Here is a 19211-nt window from a genome sequence, read left to right as displayed (position 1 = left end):
CGGCGGCGTTCAACGCCGCCAGTCGCCGCTGCGGATGGCCTCATGGGTCAAGCGTTCCACCTCGACCGGCGAGACCGCGTGTGACACGCCCAGCCGCACGGCGGCGGCCAGCGAGAGGTCGATGATGCGGCCGGGCGAGAACGGCCCGCGGTCGTTGACCCGCACGATCACTTCCCGTCCATTGACCGGATTGCGCACCCGCGCATAGCTGGGAATCGGCATCGTCGGGTGTGCCGCGGTCATGGCATGCATGTCATAGCGTTCGCCGCTGGCGGTCGGCCGCCCGTGGAACTTGCCGCCGTACCAGGAGGCGAGCCCTGACTCGCGGATCTCGGCGTCGGTCGTGATCGGCGTGTAGCTGCGCCCGAGTACCGCATAGGGCTTGTTCGGCCCGCCGGTGCGCAGCGCTTCGATCCGGGGCTGGGCATCGGGGACTTTCATCAATTCGGCATGGGAGAGCCGATCGTTTCGGCTGCCTGGCGTGCCTGCACACCCGACCAGCAGCACGGCCAGTGCAGGGGCCATCCACCAGCGCGAGACTGCCGTATCAGGCAAAAAAGCCCGCACGGGGCTTGAGGAACTTGATCCCTTGTTCAAGGGGTTGGTCGGCGCAATTGTGGAAAAAATGAACATCTGCAAGGTAACCTTTCGGTACCGGAGTGCCCGAATGAGGGGTGCCCGGATACGCACATTTCATACCATTGGGGAAAACATGCAAGTCTCTAAGATCTCTCTGGCCGTGGCACTGGCCCTGTCCTTCGGCTCGGCACAGGCTACCGTCGCCGGTCTCGATGACCCGTCGTTCCAATCCTACGTCGCGGGTTCACTGATCGGCTCCGCTGGTCCCTGGTCGTCGGAAGGCACCAATGCCATGGCCCTGGACAACGCTGGCCAGCGCTACCTTTTCCTCGGCGATGGCGACCGCGTCGTCCAGAGCTTTTCGGTTGACATGGCCGGCACCTACACCGTGAGCTTCTGGGCCTCGGGTGAAGGCCGCTCGCGTCTGTTCGACTCGGACGACGTGGCCGCCAATCTGTTCACCTCGCCGGTCGCGGTGTCGAACCCCACCCCGGTCAACTATGGCGCGGTGTGGCAACAAGTGCAGTACACCTTCAACACGGGCCCGATCAGCGGCAGCAACTCCTACCACCTCTACCTGTCCGGCTTCGGCGCAGGGTTCTCGGTGGACACCGTGTCGGTGTCGGCAGTTCCGGAGCCCGAGTCCTACGCGATGTTGCTGGCTGGCCTGGGCGCTCTGGGCCTGATGGCCCGTCGCCGCCGCGCAGACTGATCGACAGCGCACCACGGCCATGACCGCCTGACCCCGCCGGTTCTTCCAAGGACCGGCGGGGCGGTGCAGGCAAAAAAGCACCGGTTTCCGGTGCTTTTTGTTTGCAAAGGCTGACCATATCCCCGATCCCAGGGATTGAATCCCCTGAAATGTGATCGTCCGGGGTCTTTTGGTGAAGGTGATGCGGTGCAATCTGTGGAATACAGCGGGTATGCCGGTCTGAATCTGGAAAATTCACCCGCGTTCAGGGGGTTTGAGGCGTCTGCCCAACCCAGATCCGGGGAACGCAGAGTAGATTGGGATGGTGGAAATGCGGGACGCGAAAAGACAGGCCACTTGTCTGAGGGGCGTATCCAGCACAGCCACAACCTTCTTCACATACCGGGAGCATTCAATGCGCAAGACTTTCACGGCCATCGCGGCATCGCTGTTGCTGGGCGCCACTGGCGCACAGGCAAACCTCGTCACCAATGGCACGTTCGACGCGCCCGACATTTCGACGGGTTCTTTCTCGACGGTGACGTCGCTGTCCTTTTCTGACCTGAACTGGGGTTACTACAGCGGTGGTTCCGGCGTGACGAAACTGGTCGACGACGCTGGCAACCAGTTTGCACAGATCGCGTCGGGCGACATCCTGTACACCTCGTTCAGCGTGGCCATGTCCGGCCAGTACAACATCGGCTTCGATTTCCAGGGCGGCGGGCTGTGGGGCCTGACGGGCGCCACCAACTGGACCCCGGAAGTGGTCGCCCCGACCTACCTGACCCCGTCGGCAGGCTGGACCGCCGCGACGGGTGGGCCGGTCTCGCTGGTCGCCGGCGACTCGTACAAGATCTACTTTGGCGGCATGGTGACCCCGCCGCAGTTCTACCCGACGCTGGGCCTGGACAACGTGTCCGTGACCGCCGTCTCGCCGGTGCCGGAGCCCGAAGGCTACGCGATGATGGTTGCGGGCCTCGGCGCGCTCGGCCTGATGAGCCGTCGCCGTCTGCGCAAGGGTGCCTAAGCACCGGACAAGGCGGCCTCTGCCGCCGCCTTCGACAAACGCCCTTCGGGGCGTTTTTTCATGGCCGATGTGCGGGCAGCCCTGATTCGAGGGCGTTCGAACAGGTGGTTGGCGAGATATTCAGGACAATATCTCACGGTAATTTTCCAGGTACTGACCGGTATTATCCGGCGCCACCCCTGGGTTGGGTGCGCAGTTTTATCACGTGCAGATGGCATCGAAATTGTGAGCTAATCTTGTCCATGTGATCCGCAGTTGCTGACTAAACTGGTTGCAGGTGATCGGATCCCGCAGGTATCTTTCCCGGTAAATTCTCCGGTGAATAGAGCACATATTTCATTCCACATCACGGAGTTTCCATGCGCAAATCTCTTGTTTCTACCGCTGCGGCGCTGCTGCTGGCCTTCGGCGCTGCAGGCGCCCAGGCGCAGGTCAGCATCACCAATGCCGATTTCGAGCTGTCGGTCGTTGCCGACGATACCTTCGACACCGTCTCCAATCTGGGCTACGGCAATGTCGAGTGGGGCTGGCTGGGTGGTGCGTCGAAGATCGTCGACGTGGGTGGTCAGCAGATGGCGCAGGTCGTCGGTGGCGATGTGATCTGGACGAGCTTTGCTGCCTCGTCGGCTGGCAACTACAACCTGACCTTCGATACCGCGGGTGACGGCTATTTCACGCTGTTCAACCTCGACACGTCCAGCACGGTGGCCCAGGCCTTCATCCAGAACGCGACGACCACGCAGTACTCGACCACCTTCGCGCTGACCAGCACCGACAACTACCGCCTGTACTTCGGCACCACGCCGCTGCCGCCCACCTTCTCCGGTTCGATGACGGTCGACAACGTCGCGATCACGCAGGTGCTCGCGCCTGTGCCCGAGCCGGAAAGCTACGCCATGATGCTTGGCGGCCTCGGCGCGCTGGGCCTGATGAGCCGCCGCCGCCTGAAGTCGCGCGTCTGATCCTCTGGCACCGCAGGGTGCCAGCGTTTTCCCCCCGGTATGCATTGACAGCGCCTCGTGAGAGGCGCTTTTTTTCTGCTCAACTCGCCGGTGCGAGTGCCCGCTCGATCTCGATCTCGATCACCACCGGTGCGTGGTCACTCGGGCGTTCGTTCTTGCGGGGAGCCTTGTCGATGCGACATGCCGTGGTGCGCGCAGCCAGCGGCGCACTCACCAGGATGTGGTCGATGCGCAGCCCCTGGTTCTTGCGGAAGGTCAGATTGCGGTAGTCCCACCAGCTCCAGCTCTTCGGGGCCTGTTCGAACAGGCGGAAGGCGTCGTGCAGACCCAGCTGCAGCAGTGCCTGGAAGTGAGCGCGCTCCTGGGGGGTGCAGTGGATCTGGCCGGACCAGGCGGCCGGGTCGTGCACGTCGCGGTCTTCGGGAGCGATGTTGTAGTCGCCCATCAGCACCAGCGCGGGATGGTGTGGCAGCGCCGTGGCGACCCATTGCGCCAGTGCGGTCAGCCACGCCATCTTGTAGGTGAACTTGTCGCTGTCCGGGGCCTGGCCGTTGGGGAAGTAGGCGCTGATCACGCGCAGGCCGTCCACCGTGGCCGAGATCACCCGCGCCTGCGGATCGTCGAAGCCGGGGATGTTGTGCACGACCTCGGTGACCGACAGGCCGCTGCGCGCCAGCAGGGCCACGCCGTTGTAGGTCTTCTGGCCGAACCAGACGCTCTGGTAACCGGCCCCGGCCAGTGCCTCGGCCGGAAACTTGTCATCGGTGAGCTTGGTTTCCTGCAGCACCAGCACGTCGGGTTGCTCCCGTGCGAGCCAGTCGAGCACCTGCGGCAGCCGCACGGCGAGTGAGTTGACGTTCCATGTGGCGAGTTTCATGGCGTGATGATGCCGCAGCCCGGGCTGGGTCGGGCTGGGCGATACTCGCGCGCATTGCTCACCAACTCCAAGGAACGACGCTGTGACCATCCTGCTGCTGGGTTTGTTGCTCTTTCTGGGTGTCCATTCGGTCAGGATCTTTGCCGACGACTGGCGCACCACACAGGTTCGTGTACACGGTCCGTTGAAGTGGAAGGCGTTCTACACGCTCGTGTCCGCGGTCGGACTGGCGCTGGTGGCCTGGGGCTATGGGCTGGCCCGGGCCGAGCCGGTGGACCTCTGGATGCCGCCTGCGGCGATGCGCCATGTGGCGGCCCTGCTGATGCTGCTGTCCTTCGTGCTGCTCACGGCGACCTATGTGCCTGGCTCGCGTCTGAAGGCCAAGGTGCGTCATCCGATGGTGCTGGGGGTCAAGGTCTGGGCGCTGGCCCATCTGCTGTCGAACGGACGTCTGGCCGATGTCGTGCTGTTCGGCAGCTTTCTGGTCTGGGCGGTGCTGTCGTTCCGCGCGGCACGCCAGCGCGACCGTGCCGCTGGCAGCCCTGCGCTGCCGCTGCATTCCGGGCGCGACGTGATCACCGCCTTCGTCGGCATCTTCGCGTGGATCATCTTCGCGCTGTGGCTGCACGGGCCGCTGATCGGCGTGCGGCCCTTCGGCTGAGGCTCAGCGCCGGCGGTAGGTGACGAAGGCAAAGCCCGGGTGGGCCGTCCGGGCGACTTCCTCGAAGTCCGCGCGCGGCCAGTCCGGGAACCGGACATCGCCGTCCAGCTCCGCCTCGATCTCGGTCAGCTCCAGCACATCGGCGCGTGGCAGCGCCAGCGCGTACAGCTCGCCGCCGCCCATCACGAACACCCGCGGCGCCTCGGTCTCGGCCACCGCCGCCAGCGCCTCGTCCAGGCTGAACACCACCTCGGCGCCCCGGGCCGCTTCACTGCCGGCCCAGTCGCGCTGGCGCGTCACCACCAGGTTGCGCCGGCCCGGCAGCGGCCGGAACTTCGCGGGCAGCGAATCCCAGGTCTTGCGGCCCATGAGGACCGGGCAGCCCATCGTCGTCGCGCGGAAGTGCTTCGCGTCGACCGGGTCGCGCCAGACCAGTTCGTTGCCGCGGCCGATCACCCCGTTGCGGGCGACCGCTGCGATCAGGCAGAGCGGAGCCTTTGCCATCAGACGGCCACCGGCGCCTTGATCGCCGGGTGGTGCTGGTAGTCGCGCACCTCGAAGTCCTCGAAGGCGTAGTCGAAGATCGAGTCCGGTCGGCGCTGGAGGTGCAGCGTCGGGTAGGGGAAGGGCGTGCGGGCGAGCTGCGTCTCGACCTGCTCGGTGTGGTTGCTGTAGAGGTGGCAGTCGCCGCCGGTCCAGATGAAGTCCCCCACCTCCAGGTCGCACTGCTGCGCCAGCATGTGCGTCAGCAGCGCGTAGCTGGCGATGTTGAACGGCACGCCCAGGAAGATGTCCGCGCTGCGCTGGTAGAGCTGGCAGCTCAGGCGGCCGTCGGCGACATAGAACTGGAACAGCGCATGACACGGCATCAGCGCCATGCGGCCCAGGTCGGCGACGTTCCAGGCGCTCACCAGGATGCGGCGCGAATCGGGGTTGGTCTTGAGCTGCTGCACGACCTCGGCGATCTGGTCGATGTGGCCGCCGCCGGGCGTGGGCCAGGAGCGCCACTGCACGCCGTAGACCGGGCCGAGGTCGCCGTCGTCGCGCGCCCACTCGTCCCAGATCGTCACGCCGCGGTCCTGCAGCCACTGCACGTTGGACTCGCCGCGCAGGAACCACAGCAGCTCCAGGATGATCGAGCGCAGGTGGACCTTCTTGGTCGTCACCAGCGGGAACCCTTCGCGCAGGTCGAAGCGCATCTGGTGGCCGAAGACGCTGCGGGTGCCGGTGCCGGTGCGGTCGCTTTTCAGGACGCCGTGCTGGTGCACATGGCGCATCAGGTCTTCGTATTGCGAGCGGACCGGGCGGGTGTGCAGCGCGGTCAGGGCGTCGGCGGGGGAAGCATCCATGGGCAAGGGGCGGGGAGCGGAAAGCGGAGAGTCGGAAATTATAGGAACGGCTGCTGTGCCGTCGCCTGAGCCGGCGCTTGGGGTCAGGCCTTGAAGCTCAGCTTGCGCATCCAGCCCTGGAGCAGGGTGCGCACTGTGTCGTTCAGGTCGATCCAGGTGCCGCCGACCCGGAAGTCGTGGCTTTGCATCACCACATAGGCCGTGTTGATGTGCACCGGCACCGCCATGATCCGCGACAGATCCTTCAGGTCCGGCACACCCAGCACCAGCAGCATGACCGTGTTGCTCGGCAGCGGCAGATCGGACAGCAGGCCCACGCCCTTCTCCGAGATGTCGCGCACGCGCACTTCCTGCACCTGGCCGTCCGGCAGGGTCAGCCGGCCGCGCCAGGTGACGCTGAAGCGGGGCTCCTTGCGGCTTTCGATCGAGCCTCGGGTGGGGGTGTTGACCATCATGGCCTCAGTGGAGATTGAATTGCATTGCCGCTAGTGTCGTGTCACAGCTGACTTGACGGACAGCCTGCGCGAACACATCACCGTCATGCCCGCGAAAGCGGGCACCCACGCAGGGACATGACCGTCTTTGGCGGGCGTAGATCCTCGCATTCGCGAGGATGACGGCACTTGGGGTGCGACAGTGGATCGTTGACGCAACACTAGCTTGGCATACAAACCGCCGCGTTGAACGAGTTCGGAATGGCTGCCTTCCTCGGCAATCCTGCCGTGATCGAGCACCACGATGCGGTCCGCCTGCTGGATCGTCGCCAGCCGGTGGGCGATCACCAGGGTGGTGCGGTTCTTCATCGCCGCTTCGAGGGCGGCCTGCACCAGCCGTTCGCTCTCGGCGTCGAGCGCGCTGGTGGCTTCATCCAGCAGCAGCAGCGGCGGGTTCTTGAGCATGGCGCGCGCGATGCTGATGCGCTGGCGCTGGCCGCCGGACAGGCGCACGCCGCGCTCGCCGAGGAAGGTCTGGTAGCCCTCGGGCAACGCCATCAGGAAGTCGTGCGCGTGCGCGGCCCGGGCGGCGGCGATCACCTCGTCGTCGCTGGCGCCGGGGCGGCCGTAGCGGATGTTCTCGATCGCGTTGGCGGAGAAGATGGTGCTGTCCTGCGGCACGATGCCCACCCGCCCGCGCAGGTCGGCCAGCGACAGCCGCGTCACGTCCACGCCGTCCAGCGTGACCGCCCCCGACTGCGCGTCATAGAAGCGCAGCAGCAACTGCAGCACCGTGCTCTTGCCCGCGCCGCTCGGCCCGACCAGCGCCACCGTCTCGCCCGGCCGCAGCGTCAGGTGGAAGTCCGACAGCGCCGGCTGCGTCGGCCGCGACGGGTAGTGGAAATTCACCGCCGAGAAGCGCACCGCCGAGCCACCCTGCGCCATCGGCAGCGCCAGCGGCTGCACCGGATCGACCACCGGCGAGCGGGTTTCCAGCAGCTCCATCAGCCGCTCGGTGGCGCCCGCTGCGCGTAGCAAGTCGCCGTACACCTCCGACAGCACCGCCACGCTGCTCACCAGGATGATCACGTAGACGACGGTCTGACCGAGGTGGCCGGCGCTGATGCGGCCTTCCATCACCGCCTCGGTGCCCTGGTACAGGCCCCACAGCAGTGCGCCGAAGGTGGCGGTGATGATGAATGCCACGAGGTAGGCGCGCACGCGGGTGCGCTTGCGGGCGGTCTCGAAGGCGTCTTCGGTGGCGGCGTCGAAGCGGGCGGCCTCGCGGGTTTCCTGGGTGTAGCTCTGCACGACGGGGATCGCGTTGAGCACCTCGGCGGCGATGGCGCTGGTGTCGGCGACACGGTCCTGGCTGGCGCGGCTGAGCTTGCGCACGCGGCGGCCGAAGTACAGCGACGGCAGCACCACCAGCACCAGGATGCCCAGCACCTGCGCCATCACCAGCGGGTTGGTGACGATCAGCATCACCATCGCGCCCAGGCCCATCACCGTGTTGCGCAGCCCCATCGACAGGCTCGATCCCACCACGCTCTGCACCAGCGTCGTGTCGGTCGTGAGCCGGGACAGCACCTCGCCGGTCTGCGTCGTCTCGAAGAACTCGGGGCTCTGGCGCACGACATGGGCGTAGACGGCGTTGCGCAGGTCGGCGGTGACGCGCTCGCCGAGCCAGCTCACCATGTAGAAGCGCGAGGCCGAGAACACGCCGAGTGCCGCGCCGACCGCGAACAGCGCGAGGAAGTGCTCGCGCAGCGCCATCACCCGCTCGCCGGGATCGGTGGCGACGAGGCCCTGGTCGATCAGCGAGCGCAGCGCCATCGGGAACACCAGCGTGCTCACCGCAGCGAGCACGAGGAACAGGCCCGCCAGCCCGATCTGGAGGCGGTAGGGCCGGAGGAATGGTTGCAGACCGGAAAGGGAGCGCGGACTCGCGGCGCGCGGGCGTTCGGAGGTGGGAGCAGGCATGGCCGCGAGTGTAGGCGCGTGTCGGCGCGCTTGCTGCGGATCGCCGTGGCGCGTCAGGCGGTCCGGCGCGACACCGACATCGCCGGCGGATGGGCCAGCGTCTGGTAGATGACGCAGTAGCGCTCGGTAAGCTTGAGCAGGGTGGCGACCTGCTCGTCGCTGGCGTCGGTGTCGAACGCGAAGTCGAGGCGCAGGTTCTGCAGCCCGACCGGCGCGTCCTTGGAGACGCCCAGCGTGCCGCGGGCGTCGAAGTCGGCTTCGGCGCGGACCGTGGCGTCGCGCAGCACGAGGCCCATCGAGGTGGCGACCGCGTTCATCGTCACCCCGGCGCAGGCCACCAGCGCCTCCAGCAGCATGTCGCCCGAGCACGCGCCCAGGCCGTCGCCGCCCGCGGCTGGGTGGATGCCGGCGGTGACCAGCGCGCGGCCGGTGTCGATGCGGCAGGTCACGCCGTCGCCGAGCCGCCCTTCGGCGCGCAGCGTGATGCGCGCGGCGTCCGGGTCGTCGCGGTAGCGGGACTTGATGGGGGCCTGGCGGGCGCGGAGGTCGTCGGCGTTCATGGGGGATTCCTTCTTCAGTTCAATCGAGGTCGGCGTACAGCGCGTCGTCCGGGATGTGCAGCCCGCCGACGCTGGCCAGCGTCATGCCCTGGCCCGGATCGAAGGGGTGCAGCACCCACAGCCCGTCGGCGCCGTGGCGGTAGACATCGACGCGGCGGGTGTCCGGGTCGATCAGGGCGATTTCGCGCAGGGTGGGCATCTGGCGGTAGTGGGCGAACTTGGCGCCCCGGTCGTAGGCGGCGGTGCCGGGCGAGAGGACTTCGATGACGAGCGTCGGCTCGCGCTTGAGGAGCGGGCTGGCGCGGTCGGCGTCGCTGCAGGTCACGAAGACATCGGGGTAGAAGTAGCTGTTGGCGGTGGCGGCGTGCAACTTCATGTCGCTGATGTAGGTGCGGCAGGGTGTGCCACGCAGGTGCTGGCGCAGCGCCACGTAGACGTTGCCAGCGATGCTCACATGCCGGTCCTCGGCGCCGGCCATCGCCCAGACCTCGCCATCGAGGAACTCGTGGCGGTCGAGCTGGAGGGCTTCCCAGGCGAGGTAGTCGGCGGCGGACATCGTGGGCGTGTGGGCGGGGTGTCCCATGGGCAGGGCTCCGGTTGGACAGGGCGTCTGGATTATCGGTCGGGCATTGGCGGCTGGCGCTCCACGCGGTACGGGAAGCCCTCGTGCCTCGGTCATTCCTGACCGATAATCGGCGTCATGAAGGGCAGCGAATTCCTGAAAAAGCTCAAGGCTCTGGCCAAGCGCAAGGGCTGGGACTGTGACTGGCGGCCCGACCAAGGCAAGGGCAGTCATGGTGTTCTTCAGCTCAACGGACGCAAGACGGTCGTCCGCAACCTCAAGGACGAACTCAAGACCGGCACCTACCACGCGATGCTCAAGCAGCTTGGTCTTGACGATCGTGACCTTCACGACTGACCCGGAGTTGATCCATGACGATGCGTACCTATGAATACCCGGTTCGATTCACGCCCGCCGAAGAGGGCGGCTGGGTGCTGACCTGCCGCGACGTGCCCGAGGCGATCTCGCAGGCTGAAGCGCACGAGGACCGCGAGGAGGTGGCTGCCGGGTGCCTGCAGGCGGCCATCGAGTCGCGGATGCAGGACGGGGAAGCGTTGCCCCGTGCCAGCCGGGTTCGGGCGGGGGAGCTGAAGGTGGCGCTGCCGATCGACACGGCGGCCAAGGCGGCGCTGTTCGAGGCGATGCGCGAGGCGCAGATCAGCAAGTCGGATCTGGCGCGGCGGCTCGGGGTGGACGAGAAGGAGGTGCGCCGGATGCTCGATCCGGGGCATCCGTCGAAGATTCCGAGGATCGCGCAGGCGTTGAAGGTGCTGGGCAAGCGGGTGCAGTTGGGGGTTGCCTGAAGGGCGTCGCCGCCGCTCTGAATGGCTCCTCCCCCAGCGGGGGAGGTTGGGTGGGGGTTCGTGGCCGGGCGCTGACCTGTGACCATGCGCCTGGTCCCGATCACACCCGGCACTTCAGCCTTGACACGGCTCCAGCGGATCGTCGTAGCGCAGCAAGCTGCCGCGCAGCCTCGTACGGGCGTCGTTGGCGACCTCGGCAGGGGTTTCGTTCTCGATCCGGACAGTGACCCGAGCGTGGCTCATGGCCGTGTGGGACAACTGCGCTCGCCACGCAGGGGGCAGGTCGGCGATGGGGACGTGCTCGATCACGAGGGTGTTCATGCGTAGCTTCTGCGGGTGCGGAGGGTGGAAGTGTGGCGTGGTCGGATCAGGTTCGTCCAATCGCGCGCCCGACCATCCCCGCAATCTGCCGCTGTGCCGCGCCCAACTGCTCGGGGTCTTCGGCCAGCAGCCAAAGCAGGTTGCTGTGGAGCATCTGAACGGCGGGTTCGCGCTCGCCTATCGTTGCCAGCAGCGTGAACAGATTCCATGCAGCGACCGAAGTGTCCGTATGCCGCTCGCCGAGGATTCCCCGCATCGTGTCAAGTACCTGCTCAGCGTAGCGCCGAGCGCCGACGAGATCGCCCTGATCCTGGAGGATCTGGCCGAGGTTGTTCAGGACGGTGAGGGTGAGGGGATGGTCCTGGCCGAGGACGCGCTGCTGCGTGTCGAGCGCCTGTTCAGCGTAGCGCCGAGCGCCGACGAGATCGCCCTGGTCTTGGAGGACCGTGGCGAGGTTATTCAGGGCGGATAGGGTGTGGGGATGGTCCTCGCCGAGGAGGCGCAGCCTCGTGTCGAGCACCTGCTCAGCGTAGCGCCGAGCGCCGACGAGATCGCCCTGGGCTTGGAGGATCTGGCCGAGGTTGTTCAGGGAGGTGAGGGTGAGGGGATGGTCTTGGCCGAGGGCGCGCCGCTGCGTATCGAGCACATGCTCAGCGTAGCGCCGAGCGCCGACAAGATCGCCCTGGGCCTTGAGGATCGTGGCGAGGTTGTTCAGAGCGGAGAGGGTGTGGGGATGCTCCTGGCCGAGGACGCGCCGCATCGTGTCGAGCACCTGTTCAGCGTAGCGCCGAGCGCCGACGAGATCGCCCTGGGCGTAGCTGATCGTGGCGAGGTTTCCCATGGACTTGAGAGTGTCGGGATGGTCCTGGCTGAGGACGCACCGCTGCGTGTCGAGCACCTGCTCAGCGTAGCGCCGAGCGCCGACGAGATCCCCCTGGTCCAGGAGGATCGTGGCGAGGTTATTCAGGGCGGAAAGGGTGTCGGGATGGTCCTGGCCGAGGACGCCCTGCCTCGTGTCGAGCACCTGCTCAGCGCAGTGCCGAGCGCCGACGAGATCCCCCTGGTCCAGGAGGATCGTGGCGAGGTTATTCAGGGCGGAGAGGGTGTCGGGATGGTCTTGGCCGAGAATGCGCCAGATCGTGTCAAGCTGACGGCGAGTGGACTGGCGGGCTGATTCATAGGCGCCTTGCTCTTTGTCATGCCTTCCCACCCATCCCAGCAGATAAGCTGTCGGCACATCCTCCGCCTCCGCACTGACCTGCCGCGCATGCGCCACCCAGTCCTTCAGCGCCTTATGCGTCCGAATGTCCACGACCGGCGGCATCTTGGTCAGCAGCACCCCAACCGCTGCTCCCCGCAGCGCCTCCACCCGCTCCGGCTTCCCATCATGAAACCGCACCGTCCGCACCACCAGCGTGTGAACGGTGATCGCCCCATCCCCCGCGTCGTCGGCCAGGCTGGTGTCGATCAGTTGCGCCGCCGCCGGGTCGGTCACGTCCTGCGCGTCGTCCTCGTCCAGCGCATCGGCCGCCATGATCGCCCTCCATTGCAGCTCCCGCGGAATCGCCACCGCCGCCAGCACCGCCGCCAGCCGCAGCAGATCCCGCGCCGGCTCGTCCAGCTCGCGCAGGCTTGCCAGCAGCGTGGCGGCGATGCTGCGCTCGTGGCCGTTGGGCAAGGCTTCGCGGAACTGCGTCGCGGCGAACTCCAGCGCGTCGCGGTCGGGCTGGCGCAGGTTCTCCAGCACCTTGGCATACCCGCGCCGCGCCACCAGCGCCGCCGCCACATCAACCGCCAGCGCGTGGTACCCGAGTTCCGCGCAGATCGCCCGCGCCGCCGCCTCGTCCGCCGCCGACAGCGCCTTGCCGCGTGCCAGCAGCCGCAGCGCCTCGTCCACCTCCAACTGTGGCAGCTCGACCGCCGCCACATGGTTGACCAGCCGCGCCCGCGTCGTGATGAGTGTGCGGCCGAGCGGGTGCGGCGCGAGCCACGGCGTCAGCTCGGTTTCGGGATCGCCCGCGACCGGCGGCAGGTCATCGACGATCCACAGGAACGGCTGCCCTTTCTGCGCGAAATGCCGGTGCAGCCCCGCACCGATCTGCGCCCTCGACAGGCCGTGTGTCTCCACGCCGAGGTGCGTTGCGATGCCGATGACCTGGCTGTCCCGCTGCGCCTCGCGCACGGCTGGGTCCATCTCCCGATCGCTGTCCGAGTACCCGAACGCCCGCAGCCAGAACACCCCGCCCGGATACGCCGCCCCGAAGCGCAGCGCGTATTCCTCCGCCAGCAGGCTCTTGCCCATCCCGCCCGAGCCGCGCACCTGCAACACCCCCGGCCGCCCCGCGCCGCCGACGCCGGTGAGCATGGCGGCCTGCTCGGCCTGCAGGACCGCATGCAACGCCCACATCTCGCGCAGCCGCCCGACAAACCGCGTCGAGCCGAGGCCCGCCGAGCCGTACCACGCTGGCCGACCCAGCGCCCGCACGCTGCCCAGCGTCGTCGCGGGCACGCCGCCGGCCGCGTCATCGAGCCGCGCCTGGATCCGCTCAGCCATCTCGTCCACCGACAGCGCCGCCGCGTTCAGGTGCAACTGATCGAACAGCTCGGGCAGGACGATGTGCGCCTGCGTCCCGACCTCGGCATTGACGACCAGCACGCGCCGACGCGGATCGTCCCCGGCCGCCTGCGCCGCGCTGTAGGCGGTGGTCAGCTCCCACTGGCACGCCCGCGAGGCGTTGTAGTCCTTCGAGTACCAGACCAGCAGCGCCCGGGCGTTGGCCAGACCGTCGTTGATGGCGTGCTGGATGCTGGTGAGGGTGTCGATCTCGCTGGCGTCCTGCCAGACGGTGATGCCGCGTGCGTTCAACGCGTCCACCAGCGGGGCGACGCGCTCGGCGTCGAGGCGGCGGTAGCTCAGGAACAGGTCGCGGCGGCTCGGGTGGTCGAGGTCCGGCGTGGCGGTGGTCATCGTGTGGTCCCCCTGGTGTGTCATGCAGCGCAGCGGGCGGGCTGTGCGCGTTTGCATGCCGTTTGCAGATCGGGACGCACGATCGCATCGCGGTAGAGGGCTGTCAATGCGGGGAATGGTGCAGCATGTATATACTTTATGTATCAACAAGGAGCGCCCCATGACCTACGCCCGCGTGTTCAGATCCGGCAACAGCCAAGCCGTGCGCTTGCCCAAGGAGTTCCGTTTTGATGTCGAGGAGGTCGAGATCGTGCGCCAGGGCGACGACGTGATCCTGCGCCGGCCGCAGCGATCGGCCGCCGTGATCTTCGACGCGCTGGCCGGGATGCCGACCGATTTCATGGCCGACGGGCGCGATGACGAGCCTCCGCAGTCGCGCGAGGAGTGGTGAGCAATGGCCGCGGCGACGACGAGGCGCTACCTGCTCGACACAAACATCTGCATCTACATCGCGCGATACCGCCCCCCCGAGGTGCGCGAACGCTTCGCCCGCCATGGTGCGGGTGAGCTGGCGATGTCGGTCATCACCTGGGGTGAACTGCGGTTCGGGGCCGAGAAGAGTCAAGCGCGTGCCCGCTCGCTGGCCGATCTGGCTGAGCTGGCTCGGCTGATCGAAGTGGTGCCACTGCCCGCACAGGTGGGTGAGCACTACGGGCGCATCCGGGCCACCCTGCAGCGCAGCGGGCAGCCGATCGGCAACAACGACCTGTGGATCGCGGCCCATGCCTTGGCCGAGGGCTGGACGCTGGTGACGAACAACGAGCGGGAGTTCGTGCGGGTCGAAGGCCTGGTGGTGGAGAACTGGGTCAACCCCTCGCCGTGAGCGCCCCACCCCTCACAGATTCAACCGCCCCACATACCCCGTCATCTCCAGATACCCCAACCCCACCCGCCCGCCCCGCGCGTCCAGCAGCTCGCTCAAGCCCTCCCAGTACACCGTCCCCGTGCTGCCACGGCTGTCGAGTTCCTGCGCATCGAGCAACGCGCGCACCGTCCAGCGCCCGACCGGCGTCTCGACCAGCCACTGCACCGGATAGCGCCCGCCGGTGGCCGGACTCGCCCACACCCGCTGCGGCGTGAAGCGCACCTCCTCCGGCCCGAACGCCTGCACCGCGCCGCCCGCCACCCGCCATGACCCGCCCGCCCACAGCGCCGAGCCGTCCGCCCGCCGCAGCCGGAAGGCGGTCAGCGCGCTGCCGTCGGCGAGGTTGATGCCGATCCAGTCCCAGCCGACCGCGTCGCGGTCCAGCACGGAGTCGCTCCACTCGTGGTCCAGCCAGGCGGTGCCGCGCAGCGGGCGGGCGGGCTGGCCGGGTGGGGTGAGGGTGGCGGTGACGGCGAGCTGCGGCTGGCTGTAGTAATGGCTGGCCTGCGCCGCGCCGGGGCCTTTGCGCGAGTAGCCGGCGTCGCCCTGCAGCAGCAGCGGCTGCGTCGTCTGCATGGCCAGTGCGAGCGTGCCGCCGAGGGCGGGGCTGGCGATGGTGGCGTCGTAGCGGCTGCTGGCCGGCGTGCCGTGGCGGCGCAGGTGCCAGTCGCCGAGGTTCACGTTCGTGTCGCCGACCGCGCTGTCCGCTCGCCCGAAGCCGGCCCGGGCGATGCGCTGGTCGTGCCGCTGGCGGCGCTCGGCCAGGTCGGTCAGCGCGACGTGTGCGAAGAGCAGTTGCTTCGCGGCGAACGCGCTCGGGTGGTCGGCGGCGACCTCGGTGCGCGAGCGGAAGAAGGTGAGCTGGAAGCCATGGCTCGGCTCGGTGGGACGTTCTGGTGTGGCCAGCCAGCCGGTGGCGTACCACCACTCGGTCTGCGTGTCCGGGTGGCTGCCGAAGTCGGCGGGGAAGGCCAGCGGGCGGCGCCGCACGCCCTGCGCACCCGCCCCCATCGGCAGTGTCGGCAGCGTGGCCAGCGCGGACAGCGCCACCCCGTGCAGGAGTTGCCGTCGGCGCATCACCAGTCCTCCTTCACCGCCAGCGCCATGTCATGCGACGCCGCCGCCCGCCCCGACACCCACGCCGTCACCGCGCCGGCCACCATCACCGCCGCCACCAGCGCCCCCAGCCGCCACCACGGCAGCGCCAGCTCCATCGTCCAGTGAAAGCTCTGCGGGTTCACCACCTTCACCAGCACCACGCTCACCGCCAGCCCCAGCGCCAGCCCGAGCAGCGCGCCCACCGCCGTCCACAGCGCGCCCTCCGCGCAGACCAGCGCGAGCACCTGCGCCCGCGTCGTGCCGAGGTGCTGCAGCGCGCCGAACTCGCGCCGCCGCGCCAGCACCTGCGAGGAAAAGCTCGCCGCGATGCCGAACAGCCCGATGACGATCGCCACCGCCTGCAGCCACGTCGTCACGGCAAAGCTGCGGTCGAAGATCGCCAGCGACACGGCGCGGATCTCGGCCGGCGTGGCGATCTCCAGTAGCGCCGGGTCGGCCGCGAGCGCCCGCAGGCCGGTCTGCACCGCCGCGACCTCGGCGCCGGGCGCCAGCCACAGCGCCAGGTCGTTGACCTTGTCGTCGCCGGTCAGGCGCTGCCAGTCGCTGCGGTCGATGACCAGCGAGCCTTGCTGGCGCGCGTAGTCGCGCCAGACGCCGCGGATATGCACCTCGGCCGTGCGCCCATCCGGCAGCGGCAGGCGCAGCGTCTGCCCGGCCTGCACGCCGTAGAGCGCGAGCACGGCTTCGCTGGCGTAGACCTCGGGCAAGCCGGATGGTCCGCCGGGCGCCGGCGGCTGCAGCGTGCCGACCAGCGGCAGCGTCCGCGCTGCATCGCCCACCTCGCGGGCGATCAGCGCCACCGCGGCGCGCGCCGGGTCGAGCGAGACGGCCACCACCCGCTGCGCCTGCACCCGCGCGACACCGGGCAGCGCCGCCGCGGCCTGCACGAAGGTCGGATCGAGGTAGGCGCTGTCGGCCTGCGCGGTGGACGAGGCGGTGCGGGCATAGAGGTCGGCGGGCAGCACCTCGTCCAGCCACTGCGTCACCGAGTCGCGGAAGCTCGCCACCATCACCGTCAGCGCCACCGACAGCGCCAGGCTCGCCACGACGCCGGCCACCGTGATCGTTGCGCTGGCGCGCTGTTCGCGGGCGCGCTCGATGGCGAGCAGCGCGATCGGGTGCCGCGGCGGCGTGAGGCGGCCCATCAGCGCACCGACCAGCAGCGGCACCGCCATGATCCCGCCGAGCAGCAGCAGGGCCACCGCGCCGTAGGCGGCCAGCGGCAACTCGCCCAGCGGCGGCACGAAGGCCAGCGCGACGCCGGCCACCATCAGCGCCGGTCCGAGCCACGGGCGCCGCAAGGCCTGGTCGTGGCCGCCCAGGCCCTTGAGGCTTTGCGCGGGCGACAGTTCGGCCGCCATGCGCGCCGGCTGCCAGCCGCCCGCCAGCGCGGCGGCCAGACCGAGTCCGCCGTAGACCAGCGCCGCGCCGCTCGACCACTGCAGCGCCGGGGCCGATCCTCCCAGCATCCCGCTGCCCAGGTCGCCGCCGAGCACCTGCAGCGCGAGCATCGCCAGCCCCGTGCCCAGCGCCAGTCCCAGTCCGGCCCCCACGACGCCCAGCAGCGCCGACTCGGTCAGCACCAGCACCAGCCGCTCGCGGGCGTGCATGCCCAGCACGCCGAGCAGCGCCAGTTGCGGCACCCGCTTGGCCACCGCCAGCGACTGCACCGAAAACACCAGAAACGCGCCCGTGAACAGCGCCACCAGCGCCAGCACGGTCAGGTTGACGCGGTAGGCGCGCGAGAGGTTGGACACGCGCTGCGCCGCTTCGTCCGGCGCCGCGGCGCGCACCGTGGCCGGCAGTGCCAGCGCCCGCAGCACCGTGTCGCGGTCTGCACCCGGCTGCAGGCGCAGGTCGATGCGGCTCAGTTGTCCGAGCCGGTTGAAATGCGCCTGCGCGCCGGCCAGGTCGATCACCGCCAGCGGCCCGGTGTCGGCGCCGACACTGCCGCCGACCGTCAGCATCACCAGCCGGTTGCCGGACTGCACCCGCAGCGTCTCACCGGCCTGCACGCCGAACAGCCGCTGTGCCGCCGGGTTGAGGAACACCCGGTCCGGGTCGAGCAGGGCCAGTCGGGGGCCGTCCCGCAGCGCCGGGTCCGGCCGCGGCAGCAGGGCAGGCGCCAGCGCCGCGGCCACCAGCGCGTCCTGGCCGACCAGCTTCAGCCCGCGCTTGCGGCCCTGGGCGTCGAGCGCATAGGTGTCGATCTCGATCAGCGGGCTGGCCAGCGCGACGCCCGCCTGTGCTGCGGCGCGGGCGTAGAGCGCCTCGTCCAGCCCGCTGCGGCCGACGGGGCGCAGCTCCACATCCGGCTGGCCGTTGACCGAGCGCACCGCCTGCCCGAACTCGGCCAGCGCCGACGCATTGATCAGGTGCACCGCGAAGGCCAGCGCTACCCCCAGCGCGATGGCCAGCAGGGCCACGCCGACGCGGCCTGGGTGGTGGCGCGCCTCCCGGGCGATCAGGTGCAGGGTGTCGCGGGCGTGCATGGGGGCGCAGGGGCGGTGCAGCGCCGTCGCAGGACGGCAAGGCTGTGGAGAATTGCGGGTTTTGCCACTGGAAACCCGTGAAAATCGGTGGAAGTGGTACTGAGTCGTCTCGACTGCACAGGGCAACGCGCACAATTCCGGACGCCATGCCCCAGCACACCGACCCCGCCGCCGCCTATCCCGAGATCGGGCCGCTGCTGCATGGCGTGGCGCGCTGGGTGCGCCGGGTGGGTGTGCGCAAGGCCACGGCGGCGGTGGTCGGCCTGAGCGTGGTGGCCTCGGTCGCGCTCACGCTGGTCTGGCATCTGGTGGCAGGCTGGTCGCTGCAGAGCCAGGGGATGGTGATGGCGGCCCTCGTGCCGGTGCCGATCGCCTCGGTGTGCGCGGCCTTCACGCTCAAGCTGATCCTGGCGCTGGACCAGGCGATGGTGCGCCTGGAAGAGCTGGCGATGACCGACTCGCTCACCAATGTGCGCAACCGGCGCTGCTTCATGCAGGCCGCGGCGCTGGAGTTCGAGCGCGCCACCCGTCACAACCGGCCGATGGCGATCGTGCTGATCGATGTCGACCATTTCAAGCGCATCAACGACCGCCACGGACACCAGGTCGGCGACAAGGCCCTGATCGACATCGCCCGTGCTTGCCAGGCGACGCTGCGCAAGACCGACCTGCTGGCGCGTTTCGGCGGCGAGGAGTTCATCGTGCTGCTGCCCGAGACGGGCCAGCGCGAGGCCGTGCGGCTGGCCGAGCGCATGCGCTCGGCCGTCGCCACGGATGTGCAGTTGCCGGACCGGGCGCAGGTGGGCCTGGTGACCATCAGCCTCGGGGCGGTGGCCCTGAGCCGCGCCACGCCGACGCTCGACCTGCTGATCCAGGCGGCGGACCAGGCGCTCTACGACGCCAAGCGGGCCGGACGGGACCGTGTCCACACCATGCCCGTGCCGCTGACGGTCTGACC

21 protein-coding genes are annotated in these 19211 nt (G+C 68.9%); 9 read left to right on the top strand and 12 right to left on the bottom strand.

The features are described from left to right. Positions 1-9: 9 nt before the first annotated feature. A complete protein-coding gene (locus U5O44_RS09690) occupies positions 10-441 on the bottom strand; it encodes a septal ring lytic transglycosylase RlpA family protein (RefSeq protein ID WP_322588221.1) in 432 nt (143 codons plus the stop codon). Between the two features lie 271 nt (positions 442-712). On the opposite strand from U5O44_RS09690, the gene U5O44_RS09685 reads away from it, so the two are divergent. The 3 genes from U5O44_RS09685 (at position 713) to U5O44_RS09675 (ending at position 3259) form a co-directional block, all read left to right on the top strand. Further along, complete coding sequence (locus tag U5O44_RS09685) at positions 713-1291, top strand: FxDxF family PEP-CTERM protein (protein WP_322588220.1); 579 nt, start codon at positions 713-715, stop codon at positions 1289-1291. Positions 1292-1685: 394 nt separating this feature from the next. Continuing rightward, complete coding sequence (locus U5O44_RS09680) at positions 1686-2297, top strand: PEP-CTERM sorting domain-containing protein (protein ID WP_322588219.1); 612 nt, start codon at positions 1686-1688, stop codon at positions 2295-2297. Positions 2298-2656: 359 nt separating this feature from the next. Then, entirely contained in the window at positions 2657-3259 is a 603-nt protein-coding gene (locus U5O44_RS09675) for a PEP-CTERM sorting domain-containing protein (protein WP_322588218.1), read from the top strand. A gap of 79 nt (positions 3260-3338) precedes the next feature. On the opposite strand, the gene U5O44_RS09670 is transcribed toward U5O44_RS09675, so the two are convergent. Next, positions 3339-4136: an exodeoxyribonuclease III gene (locus tag U5O44_RS09670; protein WP_322588217.1), complete on the bottom strand. Its 798-nt coding sequence runs from the start codon at positions 4134-4136 to the stop codon at positions 3339-3341. 82 nt (positions 4137-4218) lie between these two features. On the opposite strand from U5O44_RS09670, the gene U5O44_RS09665 reads away from it, so the two are divergent. Further along, positions 4219-4797 carry an NnrU family protein gene (locus U5O44_RS09665; RefSeq protein WP_322588216.1) on the top strand — a complete coding sequence of 193 codons (579 nt, stop codon included), beginning with the start codon at positions 4219-4221 and terminating at the stop codon, positions 4795-4797. A 3-nt stretch (positions 4798-4800) separates the two neighbouring features. Here the strand turns inward: U5O44_RS09665 and U5O44_RS09660 are convergent, their stop codons facing one another. The 6 genes from U5O44_RS09660 to U5O44_RS09635 form a co-directional block, all read right to left on the bottom strand. Further along, entirely contained in the window at positions 4801-5301 is a 501-nt protein-coding gene (locus tag U5O44_RS09660; RefSeq protein ID WP_322588215.1) for a dihydrofolate reductase, read from the bottom strand. Then, the gene (locus U5O44_RS09655) at positions 5301-6146 is read right to left on the bottom strand and encodes a thymidylate synthase (protein WP_322588214.1); all 846 of its coding nucleotides are present in this window, start codon (positions 6144-6146) and stop codon (positions 5301-5303) included. The genes U5O44_RS09660 and U5O44_RS09655 overlap by 1 nt, the downstream gene beginning before the upstream one ends. 83 nt (positions 6147-6229) lie before the next feature. Beyond that, positions 6230-6598, bottom strand: a complete 369-nt coding sequence (locus U5O44_RS09650) for a PilZ domain-containing protein (RefSeq protein ID WP_322588213.1) — start codon at positions 6596-6598, stop codon at positions 6230-6232. Positions 6599-6631: 33 nt separating this feature from the next. Then, positions 6632-8563, bottom strand: a complete 1932-nt coding sequence (locus U5O44_RS09645; protein ID WP_322588212.1) for an ABC transporter transmembrane domain-containing protein — start codon at positions 8561-8563, stop codon at positions 6632-6634. Between the two features lie 53 nt (positions 8564-8616). Next, a complete protein-coding gene (locus U5O44_RS09640; RefSeq protein WP_322588211.1) occupies positions 8617-9123 on the bottom strand; it encodes an OsmC family protein in 507 nt (168 codons plus the stop codon). A gap of 19 nt (positions 9124-9142) precedes the next feature. Further along, positions 9143-9706, bottom strand: coding sequence for a Uma2 family endonuclease (locus tag U5O44_RS09635; protein WP_322588210.1), 564 nt, complete (start codon positions 9704-9706; stop codon positions 9143-9145). A gap of 117 nt (positions 9707-9823) precedes the next feature. On the opposite strand from U5O44_RS09635, the gene U5O44_RS09630 reads away from it, so the two are divergent. Beyond that, complete coding sequence (locus U5O44_RS09630; RefSeq protein WP_322588209.1) at positions 9824-10042, top strand: type II toxin-antitoxin system HicA family toxin; 219 nt, start codon at positions 9824-9826, stop codon at positions 10040-10042. Between the two features lie 14 nt (positions 10043-10056). Beyond that, positions 10057-10488 (top strand): type II toxin-antitoxin system HicB family antitoxin, encoded by a 432-nt coding sequence (locus U5O44_RS09625; RefSeq protein ID WP_322588208.1) that lies wholly within the window; start codon positions 10057-10059, stop codon positions 10486-10488. Positions 10489-10602: 114 nt separating this feature from the next. Here the strand turns inward: U5O44_RS09625 and U5O44_RS09620 are convergent, their stop codons facing one another. Together U5O44_RS09620 and U5O44_RS09615 are read right to left on the bottom strand one after the other, a co-directional pair. Continuing rightward, a complete protein-coding gene (locus tag U5O44_RS09620) occupies positions 10603-10809 on the bottom strand; it encodes a hypothetical protein (protein WP_322588207.1) in 207 nt (68 codons plus the stop codon). Between the two features lie 46 nt (positions 10810-10855). Continuing rightward, complete coding sequence (locus tag U5O44_RS09615; protein ID WP_322588206.1) at positions 10856-13834, bottom strand: tetratricopeptide repeat protein; 2979 nt, start codon at positions 13832-13834, stop codon at positions 10856-10858. 103 nt (positions 13835-13937) lie between these two features. Here U5O44_RS09615 and U5O44_RS09610 point away from each other — a divergent pair, with 103 nt between their 5' ends. Next, positions 13938-14168 carry an antitoxin gene (locus U5O44_RS09610; RefSeq protein WP_322588205.1) on the top strand — a complete coding sequence of 77 codons (231 nt, stop codon included), beginning with the start codon at positions 13938-13940 and terminating at the stop codon, positions 14166-14168. Positions 14169-14171: 3 nt separating this feature from the next. Next, complete coding sequence (vapC, locus tag U5O44_RS09605) at positions 14172-14600, top strand: type II toxin-antitoxin system tRNA(fMet)-specific endonuclease VapC (protein WP_322588204.1); 429 nt, start codon at positions 14172-14174, stop codon at positions 14598-14600. A gap of 12 nt (positions 14601-14612) precedes the next feature. Here vapC and U5O44_RS09600 read toward each other — a convergent pair whose 3' ends face one another. Both U5O44_RS09600 and U5O44_RS09595 read right to left on the bottom strand, forming a co-directional pair. Then, the gene (locus U5O44_RS09600; RefSeq protein ID WP_322588203.1) at positions 14613-15719 is read right to left on the bottom strand and encodes a lipocalin-like domain-containing protein; all 1107 of its coding nucleotides are present in this window, start codon (positions 15717-15719) and stop codon (positions 14613-14615) included. Beyond that, positions 15719-18253, bottom strand: coding sequence for an ABC transporter permease (locus U5O44_RS09595; RefSeq protein ID WP_322588202.1), 2535 nt, complete (start codon positions 18251-18253; stop codon positions 15719-15721). The genes U5O44_RS09600 and U5O44_RS09595 overlap by 1 nt, the downstream gene beginning before the upstream one ends. Positions 18254-18399: 146 nt before the next feature. Between U5O44_RS09595 and U5O44_RS09590 the strand changes: the two genes are divergently transcribed. Beyond that, on the top strand, positions 18400-19209 hold the full coding sequence (locus U5O44_RS09590; protein WP_322588201.1) for a GGDEF domain-containing protein: 810 nt from the start codon (positions 18400-18402) through the stop codon (positions 19207-19209). The last annotated feature ends 2 nt before the right edge of the window (positions 19210-19211 follow it).

Source organism: Sphaerotilus sp., from assembly GCF_034519685.1.
Classification (GTDB): Bacteria; Pseudomonadota; Gammaproteobacteria; order Burkholderiales; family Burkholderiaceae_C; genus Sphaerotilus.
The sequence above is the reverse complement of the archived record's forward strand: the minus strand, read 5'-3'. Positions and strand labels throughout refer to the sequence as shown.

Excerpts from the sequence above, each read along its gene's own strand:
- U5O44_RS09690 (WP_322588221.1), bottom strand. The coding sequence starts at position 441 with ATGAAAGTCCCCGATGCCCAGCCCCGGATCGAAGCGCTGCGCACCGGC.
- U5O44_RS09685 (WP_322588220.1), top strand. The coding sequence starts at position 713 with ATGCAAGTCTCTAAGATCTCTCTGGCCGTGGCACTGGCCCTGTCCTTC.
- U5O44_RS09680 (WP_322588219.1), top strand. The coding sequence starts at position 1,686 with ATGCGCAAGACTTTCACGGCCATCGCGGCATCGCTGTTGCTGGGCGCC.
- U5O44_RS09675 (WP_322588218.1), top strand. The coding sequence starts at position 2,657 with ATGCGCAAATCTCTTGTTTCTACCGCTGCGGCGCTGCTGCTGGCCTTC.
- U5O44_RS09670 (WP_322588217.1), bottom strand. The coding sequence starts at position 4,136 with ATGAAACTCGCCACATGGAACGTCAACTCACTCGCCGTGCGGCTGCCG.
- U5O44_RS09660 (WP_322588215.1), bottom strand. The coding sequence starts at position 5,301 with ATGGCAAAGGCTCCGCTCTGCCTGATCGCAGCGGTCGCCCGCAACGGG.
- U5O44_RS09655 (WP_322588214.1), bottom strand. The coding sequence starts at position 6,146 with ATGGATGCTTCCCCCGCCGACGCCCTGACCGCGCTGCACACCCGCCCG.
- U5O44_RS09650 (WP_322588213.1), bottom strand. The coding sequence starts at position 6,598 with ATGGTCAACACCCCCACCCGAGGCTCGATCGAAAGCCGCAAGGAGCCC.
- U5O44_RS09645 (WP_322588212.1), bottom strand. The coding sequence starts at position 8,563 with ATGCCTGCTCCCACCTCCGAACGCCCGCGCGCCGCGAGTCCGCGCTCC.
- U5O44_RS09640 (WP_322588211.1), bottom strand. The coding sequence starts at position 9,123 with ATGAACGCCGACGACCTCCGCGCCCGCCAGGCCCCCATCAAGTCCCGC.
- U5O44_RS09635 (WP_322588210.1), bottom strand. The coding sequence starts at position 9,706 with ATGGGACACCCCGCCCACACGCCCACGATGTCCGCCGCCGACTACCTC.
- U5O44_RS09630 (WP_322588209.1), top strand. The coding sequence starts at position 9,824 with ATGAAGGGCAGCGAATTCCTGAAAAAGCTCAAGGCTCTGGCCAAGCGC.
- U5O44_RS09625 (WP_322588208.1), top strand. The coding sequence starts at position 10,057 with ATGACGATGCGTACCTATGAATACCCGGTTCGATTCACGCCCGCCGAA.
- U5O44_RS09620 (WP_322588207.1), bottom strand. The coding sequence starts at position 10,809 with ATGAACACCCTCGTGATCGAGCACGTCCCCATCGCCGACCTGCCCCCT.
- U5O44_RS09615 (WP_322588206.1), bottom strand. The coding sequence starts at position 13,834 with ATGCAAACGCGCACAGCCCGCCCGCTGCGCTGCATGACACACCAGGGG.
- U5O44_RS09610 (WP_322588205.1), top strand. The coding sequence starts at position 13,938 with ATGACCTACGCCCGCGTGTTCAGATCCGGCAACAGCCAAGCCGTGCGC.
- vapC (WP_322588204.1), top strand. The coding sequence starts at position 14,172 with ATGGCCGCGGCGACGACGAGGCGCTACCTGCTCGACACAAACATCTGC.
- U5O44_RS09600 (WP_322588203.1), bottom strand. The coding sequence starts at position 15,719 with ATGCGCCGACGGCAACTCCTGCACGGGGTGGCGCTGTCCGCGCTGGCC.
- U5O44_RS09595 (WP_322588202.1), bottom strand. The coding sequence starts at position 18,253 with ATGCACGCCCGCGACACCCTGCACCTGATCGCCCGGGAGGCGCGCCAC.
- U5O44_RS09590 (WP_322588201.1), top strand. The coding sequence starts at position 18,400 with ATGCCCCAGCACACCGACCCCGCCGCCGCCTATCCCGAGATCGGGCCG.